We start from the raw sequence: 8732 nt of genomic DNA, 5'->3' as shown, positions 1-8732 counted from the left end.
GGCCAGCCCCCTCCAGAAAAACAGCCCCTATACTCCATATTCCCTCATATTCAGATAACCCTTTTTACACAATTATACGGACTTAACTTCCCGGAGCAGAAGCCATAACAGCACAGGAATCGGGCATAATGAACAAAAAGCATGTTTTCCATAAAAAATACAGGGGAAAATGCATGCAAAAGGTTTACTTTTTCGCAAACATTGAATACAATAGTACTAGATAAAGTTTTCCCTAAGGAAACTTTTTTGTTTCAGGGTTAAAATTAAAGAAAGGGGAAACATCTATGAGTGAAAAAACGATGAGCCAAAAAATGCCAGGCCGCACGTCCCATAATACAACGAGCGCACAAGCTGTACTACGGGGGGATGTGAAAGGGTTAAAACGGATTTTGCCTTTCCTAGGCCCGGCCTTCATTGCAGGCGTTGCTTATATCGATCCCGGTAATTTTGCCACCAATATTACGGCAGGATCGAAATACGGCTATATGCTGCTTTGGGTCATTGCCTTTTCAAACTTAATGGCCGTTTTAATCCAGTCCCTTTCCGCAAAGCTCGGCATTGCAACCGGGAAAAATTTGCCGGAAGTGGCACATGACCATTTTCCAAAACCGGTGTCGATCTTTTTATGGATTCAAAGTGAGTTAGTCATTATTGCAACAGATTTGGCAGAATTTATCGGCGCAGCTTTAGGCCTGTATTTAATTTTCGGCCTTCCGCTTTTGCCGGCCGCATTGATTACAGCAGTCGGATCGTTTGCTATCCTCGAATTGCAGCGCCGCGGCTACCGATCGTTTGAGGCAGTGATTGCCGCCCTTGTGATGATTGTCGTGCTCGCTTTTGCTTTGCAAACATTTCTGGCAAAACCGGAATGGGTAAAAGTATTCGGTGGGATTGTCACGCCAAAATTCGATGGCATCCAAAGCATTGTCCTGGCTGCCGGCATTCTCGGCGCCACCGTCATGCCCCATGCCATCTATTTGCACTCTTCATTGACGCAAAACAGAATCGTCGGAAAAAACGAGCTGGAAAAAAGAAAAATTTTCAAATTTGAATTGATCGACATCATCATCGCAATGGTGATCGCCGGGGCCATCAATATGAGCATGCTTGTGATTGCGTCCAGTGTATTTTATAAAAACGGCCTTGTCGTGGAAGATCTGGATGTCGCGTTTCGTGAGTTCTACACCCATATCGGACCGGCAGCGGCGATCTCTTTCGGCCTTGGCCTTTTGATTGCAGGGCTTTCCAGCTCCTCTGTCGGCACATTATCCGGTGATGTCGTCATGCAAGGGTTTATCAACAAACGGATCAATCTTTATTTGCGCCGTGCGATCACAATGATCCCGCCGCTTCTCATTATCATGATGGGCACCAACCCGACAAGCGCGCTTGTAATAAGCCAGGTCATTCTCTCATTCGGGATCATCTTTGCCCTTGTCCCGCTGATTCTGTTCACGAGCAACAGACAGATCATGGGTGAACTGGTGAACCACCGGATAACGAGCATCATCTCGTGGATCGTGGCAGGATTCGTCGTATGCCTGAATCTGTTCCTTTTGATTGATACATTTATATAAAGTGAAACAGCCCTTCCATCAAATGGAAAGGCTGTTTTTTTATTTGCCGCTGCTTTTTCACGGCTTAGGAAAAAAGTAGCGGCATTTACCGTTTGTCCGCCATCGCATCCAGCATCCAAATATCTTTGTCAAACCGGGTCAGAAAACGGGTGAGCAGATTGACGGTGGCATTGTCCTTGTTTTCTTCCGCCAGCGGAATCCCCGTTTCCCGGATTTCCTTTGCCAACTGCGCCAAATCCTCCCTTAATTGCTGCAGCAGTTCGCCCTCTTCATTATCCGCGCTCGCTTCAACAAGCGTCTTCTGGTCAAGGAATTTCGACATGGTCGCAAGCGGCCGTCCCCCGATTGCCAAAATTCTTTCGGCAAGCACATCCATTTGTTTTGAAAATGACCGGTACAAATCTTCAAAATAAGCATGGAGCGTGAAAAAGTTTTTTCCCTGAATATACCAGTGGTAACGGTGCAGTTTGATATAAAGCACTGTAAAATTTGAAAGTTCCTGGTTTAAAAATCGGACCAGTTTTTCTTCATCCAATGCATACTTCCCCCCTTTTACAGGCCGGCCATTGATTGGTCCTCGTTAGATTTTCACCGCAGGGCTTTTCTTATGCATATTTAACGCCAAATCTCAATTTTGATTTTTTTCACAAGCTTGCGGACCAGTAAAAAGATACCGTAACCGCACAATCCACCCGTTGTATTCAGCAAAATATCATCCACATCAAAACCTCCGACATGGAAATATCCTTGAATGGTTTCCACCAAAGCCGATGCCAAAAACGACAGCAATCCCATTATCCAGACCTTTCTCAGCCGCCTGAAAAGAAAGGGCAGGAAAAACCCGAACGGCATAAACATGAAAATATTCCCAAACAGATTGGAAAACCAGACTTCAAATTGAAAGTAACGGTAATAAAGGATATACATTCGGATCGTTTTAAACGGAATGATATTTTGGCTGGCAGAATTGGGCGCATGGCGGTACGGGATAAAGAACAAAAGTTCCGCTAAATAAGCAGCATACACAATGAAAATGAACAAAACGGCCGCATTGATTTTTTTCCGGTTATTTTTTCCCATATCATCCTCCAGCGGTCCGGGCAAGCCCCCATTATCATCCTATTCGGCGGGTGCACACGCTATGCGCCGCCCGTACAGCCTGATGCGTCCGCCGCTTTAAAAAAGCAAAGAGAGACCTGCTCTGGCAGATCCCTCCTTCACCCGGCCTTTTACAGCCATTGTACCTGAATTTACCCGTTGTATCAAAACGCAATGTCGCGTTTTTGAAAATACCAAAAGGTCAAGGTCATAAAAACGACATAATAAACAGCAAGCGTGATTAATGAAAACGGCAAGGTGACACCGTCTGTAAGTTTATCCTGGTACGCATAAACAGACAAGTCCAAATGCGGGAAAATCAGGAATTTCAGCCAATGGTACCGGTTCATCAGAAATAGAATAATCCCACCCAGTGTGTTTGTGATAAACAGGGCAAAAATGCCGATTCCAACAGCCAGAGCCTGACTCTTGAACAAGGTCGAAAGCATGAACGCAATCGCGCTTACCATGACAAGGCTCGGCAAATAAAGGGCAAATTTCAGGAAAAATTGCGGTCCGATTTCTTTAATTTTATATTGGCTGTCACCCACAGTATTTTCTATCATTTTCATATGGAAACTGCCGGATCCCTGAAAAAGAAGGCCAATCAAATAGCCGGCTATAAGCAGAACGGCAAGCAGCAATACCGCATAGGCTGTGACAGCAATGTATTTGGACAGCAAAATTTTCCATCTCGCATGCGGGCGGATCATCAGTTGCTTAATCGTCCCGGATGCAAATTCCGATGAAACGTTGGCGCTCCCAACGATCACACTGAACAAGGTGACAAATGAACCGAGCGGAATGACCACATTGTTCATGAAATGCCAGTTTGAATGGGCATCCGGATTGATATTGTATTTCAAATAATCTTGGTTTTTTTGGATGGTTGGCGCAAGGTCCGCGTATTGTTCAGGATCCTTTTTCATTAGCGCCTCATCCGCTTTGATTTCTTTCTCGATTTTCGTACGCCAGTTTGGATCGTCTTTGCCGTACACCTTATTGTAAAACAGTGCAGCAATTAGCACGAACGCGACAATCAGGAGCATATAGACCCATGCGCTTTTCCGGGCAAATATTTTCATCCATTCATTTCGGATTAAAGCGATCATTGATTTTCCTCCCCTGTTGTATGATTCGTGAGTTCAAGGAAACGGTCTTCCAGCGTTTTCTTTTCAAAATGAATTTCATAGACGTTGCAGCCGCTTCCTACCAATGTTGCGTTGATAACGGCTGCGTCTTTGTAAGCTGCCGAAACCAAAATACGCGTATCATCGACAATGGAAACCGGAAAATGGAGCTGTTTCTCCACCGTCTGCTTCGCGCTTTCGCTGTCATCCGTTGCAAACAAGATATCGCGGCGGTCATCCTGTTTTACCGTTGTCGTTTCTGCCATCGTTTCAATATGGATCAGTTTCCCTTTTTCAATAATGGCATAACGGTCGCACATCAGTTCCATTTCTGAAAGCAGGTGCGAGGAAACGAGGACAGATACCCCGCTTCCTGCCAGCTCCCGCAAATAGCCCCTGAATTCGCGGATGCCTTGCGGGTCAAGGCCGTTTGTCGGCTCATCAAGGATCAATAACGAAGGCTGGTGCAAAATCGCCTGGGCAACCCCGAGCCGCTGCCGCATTCCCAACGAATACGTTTTGACTTTTTGTTTAAGGGCATCTTCCAGTTTGACAAGCTTTGCGACTTCCCATAATCTCTCTTCGGAAACGGGTTTCCTTGACATTCTCTTATAGTGGACGAGATTTTGATAGCCGGTCATGTACGGATAAAATTCCGGATTTTCAACGATCGCGCCGATTTCATTCAAAGCCCCTTTGAAATCTTTATCAAGGCTTTTGCCGTTAATAAAGATTTCCCCGCTTGTGCGTTTCATCAATGAAACAATCATCCGGATAATCGTTGTTTTACCGGCGCCGTTTGGACCGAGAAGGCCGAAAACCTCACCTTTTTTCACTTCAAAACTGACCTGGTCCACAATTTTGCGCGAGCGGATTTGTTTTGTAATCCCTTTGACCGAGAGCGCCATTTCACTCATAACATCCCTACTTTCTGCTAAACGAGTCTAATCCATATACGAAACTGGCCTTAAAAAGTTTCAAAAAAGATTCGGTTAAAAAAGCATTTGATTGTGGTATATACATATTTTAATGAAGAGCCCCATAAAGATATTCATAGAGACGTTCTGGGAGTAGAGGGATGACAATGGAAAAACTGAAATGGAAACTGGCTTTATTCATCATCTGTCTGGCCGTGCTTGCAGGATTGATCTTTTTTCAGCGCCCGGTAAGCTATCAGCGCGTAAAGATTATCGATAAATTTTACACGCCCAACCGGAAAGAAATGCCGGTTGCAACCGGTGTGAAAACAAAGCGAAAAATAAAAGTGGCACCAACAACGACAAAACCGTATTGCGCGATCGCATTCAATAACGGCAAAACGCTTGCGATCGACTGCGATACGTATTTAAATTTTAATATTGGCGACCAAGTGTACATCAAATACCGTGGAAACCGGTTAACCGATATCCGCCGGAAAGGATGAAAAACATCCCGATTCCTTTGCTACATGCAAAAGAACCGGGATATTTTTTAATCTTCCCCGATAATTTTTACTTCTGTCTCAAGATCTACCCCAAATTTTTCTTTTACCGTTTTTTGGACAAATTTGATCAAATTCATATAATCCGTTGCCGTTCCGCCGCCGACATTCACCATAAACCCGGCATGCTTTGTCGAAACCTCGACGCCCCCGATGCGTTTCCCCTGGAGCCCGCTGTCCTGGATCAGTTTCCCTGCAAAATAGCCGGGCGGCCTTTTAAACACGCTGCCGCACGATGGATATTCAAGCGGCTGTTTCGATTCCCTGAGATCAGTCAATTCATCCATTTTGGCTTTGATCTCCTGTGCGTCGCCCGGCTCCAGGCTGAACGTCCCTTCAAGCGCAATCTCCCCATTTTCCGCAATGGAACTTTTCCTGTACTGGAAGGACAAATCGCTTTTTTCAAGCCTTTTCATCTCGCCTGTTTTGGTCAGGACAAGCGCGCTTTTCAGAACATCTTTGACTTCCCCGCCATACGCCCCCGCATTCATATACAGCGCACCGCCGACAGATCCCGGTATCCCGCAGGCGAACTCAAGCCCTGTCAGCTTTTGCTTTAAAGCATAGCGCGAAACATCGATAATGGCTGCACCACACTGGGCTGTAATGTCATTGCCTGTATGCGATATTTTCGCTAATCTAGTCAGAATCAGCACAATTCCCCTGATGCCGCCGTCTTTGATGATCAGATTGGAGCCGTTGCCGAGGATCGTGTACGGCACGCCGTTCAGAGAGGCAAAACGGACCGTCTTCTGCACTTCTTCATATGTCTCGGGGAAAATCAAAATATCCGCTTTTCCCCCTGTTTTTGTAAATGTATATTTGCTTAACGGTTCATCTTCCAGAATTTGACGCGGATAAATGAGCGAACGCAAGTCTTGTAAAATTGTCTTTTCAGCCATGTTCTTCTCCTTCTTTGCTTTGATGCCTCTTTATTTCCGGATAGTGGAGGATCATCGCCGCCAAACAAAAAAGCGGATACCCGATCAGCACCACACCCGAAACAAAACCGTTTTTCGTAAACCATTCATGAATGATTGTATGTAAAATGAACGGGACCGTTATGACAAAGCATGACATTTTCCATAAATGCTGGTAGGCCAGTTTTCTCTTCCACAGCTTCCTGAGCCCGTATCCGGCAAAAGCGAGCAAAGAAATGCCCGCCAATACGCCGCACAGGACAACGAGCACATAAGCGAACAGAAAGTAAAAAACAAATTGGATGGCATTCAGGGCATCAAGGGATCCGCCGGTTAAAAGTGCAGGGATATGCAGACAGGAAACCATAAGAACAAGCAGAACCACATACAAAACCGTCCTGTCCATCGGAAGCCTGTTCAAACGAAAAGCAGCTCTTTTTCCCGGCAATAAACAGCTGTATTTGAACGCAGTCCAAATATCCATCCTGCTATCCCCCTATCCCGAATGCTCCACTCCACATTATAATATAAAAAACAATTTGAAACGAGAACCATTTACGACAGATTCTTTAATTCCGTTTCAATTGCTGCTTTAATTTTTTCAAGGCAAGCCTCAGGCGTTTTGGCAAAAATCCTTTTTCCGTTCACCATCGCAAACGGACTGTAGGTGCATAACCCGCACGCCATTAAGCATTCATTTGAAATCACCGCAACTTCAGGATACCGGGATTCAAGTTCTGCTTCCACATCAATTGTGTTGATCAGGCTGCCTTCACATATTTCGACTAAAATAATGCCCAATCCCGTTTCCTCCTTTTGCTTAAAAGCCGTAAAACGGCATCTTTATCCATTATACTGTAAGCTTTAAAAAAATCCCAACAGGCGCGCTTTCCCGGAGGTCCCCGTTCATCGGAAATCGTATACACGGACACTTCTTTCCCGGAAAATATAAATATTTTCCGGCCAGGCTGTCTTTTTCTTTATAATAACAGGAGATATTTGGTACAATAATGTAAGACTTCCATTTTGCTTGCAGCCACCTGCGCGCAAAGGAAAGACTTTACAATCTAATCATGTTGAGGTGTCTACATTGGAAAAACAGCAAATCGGCGTCATCGGTTTGGCCGTCATGGGGAAAAACCTTGCGTGGAATATCGAAAGCAAAGGTTACACCGTTTCGGTCTTCAACCGTTCCCGTTCAAAAACCGAGCAAATGTTAAAAGAATCGGAAGGAAAAAATATTTTCGGTTATTTTACAATGGAAGAATTCGTCCATTCGCTTGAAAAACCGCGAAAAATCCTGCTGATGGTCAAAGCGGGCGAAGCAACAGACGCCACGATCGAGCAGTTAAAACCGTTTCTCGACAAAGGCGATATCTTGATTGACGGCGGCAACACATTCTTTAAAGATACACAGCGCCGTAACAAGGAATTAAGTGCACTCGGCATCCATTTTATCGGCACCGGTGTCTCAGGCGGTGAAGAAGGCGCGCTGAAAGGCCCTTCGATCATGCCTGGTGGGCAAAAAGAAGCATACGACCTTGTTGCACCGATTTTAAAAGACATTGCTGCTAAAGTAAATGGTGACCCGTGCACAACCTATATCGGTCCGGATGGTGCCGGCCATTATGTGAAAATGGTTCATAACGGCATCGAATACGGCGATATGGAGCTCATCTCAGAGTCCTACAATCTGCTCAAAAATATCCTCGGCCTCACTGCGGACGAGCTGCACGAAGTGTTTGCCGACTGGAACAAAGGCGAGCTCGACAGTTATTTAATCGAAATTACCGCTGATATTTTTACAAAAAAAGACCCAGAAACCGGCAAACCGCTTGTCGACGTCATTTTAGATACGGCCGGCCAAAAAGGGACAGGCAAATGGACAAGCCAGAGTGCGCTTGATCTAGGGGTTCCGCTGCCATTGATTACGGAGTCCGTATTCGCCCGCTTTATCTCGGCCATGAAAGAAGAACGGAAAGCGGCAAGCAAATTGCTAAAAGGGCCTGAAAAACCCGCTTTTTCAGGAGACAAAAAAGCGTTCATTGAAGCGGTCAGAAAAGCATTGTACATGAGCAAGATTTGTTCTTACGCCCAGGGCTTTGCGCAAATGCGGGCCGCTTCGGAAGAATATAACTGGGATTTGAATTACGGTGAAATTGCGATGATTTTCCGCGGGGGCTGCATCATCCGCGCGCAATTTTTGCAAAAAATCAAAGATGCGTACGACCGCGATCGCAATCTTAAAAACCTGCTCCTTGACCCGTATTTCAAGGAAATCGTGGAAAGCTACCAGGATGCGTTGCGCGAAGTCATCGCGACAGCTGTCCGCTTCGGCGTACCTGTGCCGGCTTTGTCCGCAGCGCTTGCCTATTACGATTCGTACCGTTCGGAAGTGCTGCCTGCCAATCTCTTACAGGCCCAGCGTGACTATTTCGGTGCCCATACGTACCAGCGCGTTGACAAAGAAGGCATCTTCCATACGGAATGGCTTGAGTTATAATTCAGAAAAATCCCGCCGCACCTG

Annotated in this window: 10 protein-coding genes; 3 read left to right on the top strand and 7 right to left on the bottom strand. The window is 45.6% G+C overall.

The window, feature by feature from the left end:
- Positions 1-284 precede the first annotated feature (284 nt).
- The gene (locus NFR98_RS02585) at positions 285-1577 is read left to right on the top strand and encodes an Nramp family divalent metal transporter (RefSeq protein WP_014098268.1); all 1293 of its coding nucleotides are present in this window, start codon (positions 285-287) and stop codon (positions 1575-1577) included.
- A gap of 85 nt (positions 1578-1662) precedes the next feature.
- On the opposite strand, the gene NFR98_RS02580 is transcribed toward NFR98_RS02585, so the two are convergent.
- The 4 genes from NFR98_RS02580 to NFR98_RS02565 form a co-directional block, all read right to left on the bottom strand.
- Positions 1663-2112, bottom strand: a complete 450-nt coding sequence (locus NFR98_RS02580) for a Dps family protein (RefSeq protein ID WP_014098267.1) — start codon at positions 2110-2112, stop codon at positions 1663-1665.
- A gap of 80 nt (positions 2113-2192) precedes the next feature.
- Positions 2193-2657 (bottom strand): VanZ family protein, encoded by a 465-nt coding sequence (locus NFR98_RS02575; RefSeq protein WP_014098266.1) that lies wholly within the window; start codon positions 2655-2657, stop codon positions 2193-2195.
- A 182-nt stretch (positions 2658-2839) separates the two neighbouring features.
- Positions 2840-3787, bottom strand: a complete 948-nt coding sequence (locus tag NFR98_RS02570; protein WP_014098265.1) for an ABC transporter permease — start codon at positions 3785-3787, stop codon at positions 2840-2842.
- Positions 3784-4722, bottom strand: a complete 939-nt coding sequence (locus NFR98_RS02565; protein WP_014098264.1) for an ABC transporter ATP-binding protein — start codon at positions 4720-4722, stop codon at positions 3784-3786. Before NFR98_RS02565 ends, NFR98_RS02570 begins: the two co-directional genes overlap by 4 nt.
- 167 nt (positions 4723-4889) lie before the next feature.
- Here NFR98_RS02565 and NFR98_RS02560 point away from each other — a divergent pair, with 167 nt between their 5' ends.
- The gene (locus NFR98_RS02560; protein WP_035184866.1) at positions 4890-5228 is read left to right on the top strand and encodes a hypothetical protein; all 339 of its coding nucleotides are present in this window, start codon (positions 4890-4892) and stop codon (positions 5226-5228) included.
- A 47-nt stretch (positions 5229-5275) separates the two neighbouring features.
- Here the strand turns inward: NFR98_RS02560 and murB are convergent, their stop codons facing one another.
- From murB to NFR98_RS02545, 3 genes are all read right to left on the bottom strand, one after another.
- Entirely contained in the window at positions 5276-6187 is a 912-nt protein-coding gene (gene murB / locus NFR98_RS02555) for a UDP-N-acetylmuramate dehydrogenase (RefSeq protein WP_035184818.1), read from the bottom strand.
- A complete protein-coding gene (locus NFR98_RS02550; protein ID WP_061086794.1) occupies positions 6180-6689 on the bottom strand; it encodes a DUF1189 family protein in 510 nt (169 codons plus the stop codon). The genes murB and NFR98_RS02550 overlap by 8 nt, the downstream gene beginning before the upstream one ends.
- A gap of 71 nt (positions 6690-6760) precedes the next feature.
- Positions 6761-7006 carry a YuzB family protein gene (locus tag NFR98_RS02545; RefSeq protein WP_014098260.1) on the bottom strand — a complete coding sequence of 82 codons (246 nt, stop codon included), beginning with the start codon at positions 7004-7006 and terminating at the stop codon, positions 6761-6763.
- 289 nt (positions 7007-7295) lie between these two features.
- Here NFR98_RS02545 and gnd point away from each other — a divergent pair, with 289 nt between their 5' ends.
- Positions 7296-8708 carry an NADP-dependent phosphogluconate dehydrogenase gene (gene gnd, locus NFR98_RS02540; protein ID WP_014098259.1) on the top strand — a complete coding sequence of 471 codons (1413 nt, stop codon included), beginning with the start codon at positions 7296-7298 and terminating at the stop codon, positions 8706-8708.
- Positions 8709-8732 lie beyond the last annotated feature (24 nt).

This window comes from Weizmannia agrestimuris, from assembly GCF_943193165.1.
Lineage (GTDB): Bacteria > Bacillota > Bacilli > Bacillales > Bacillaceae_C > Weizmannia > Weizmannia faecalis.
The sequence above is the reverse complement of the archived record's forward strand: the minus strand, read 5'-3'. Positions and strand labels throughout refer to the sequence as shown.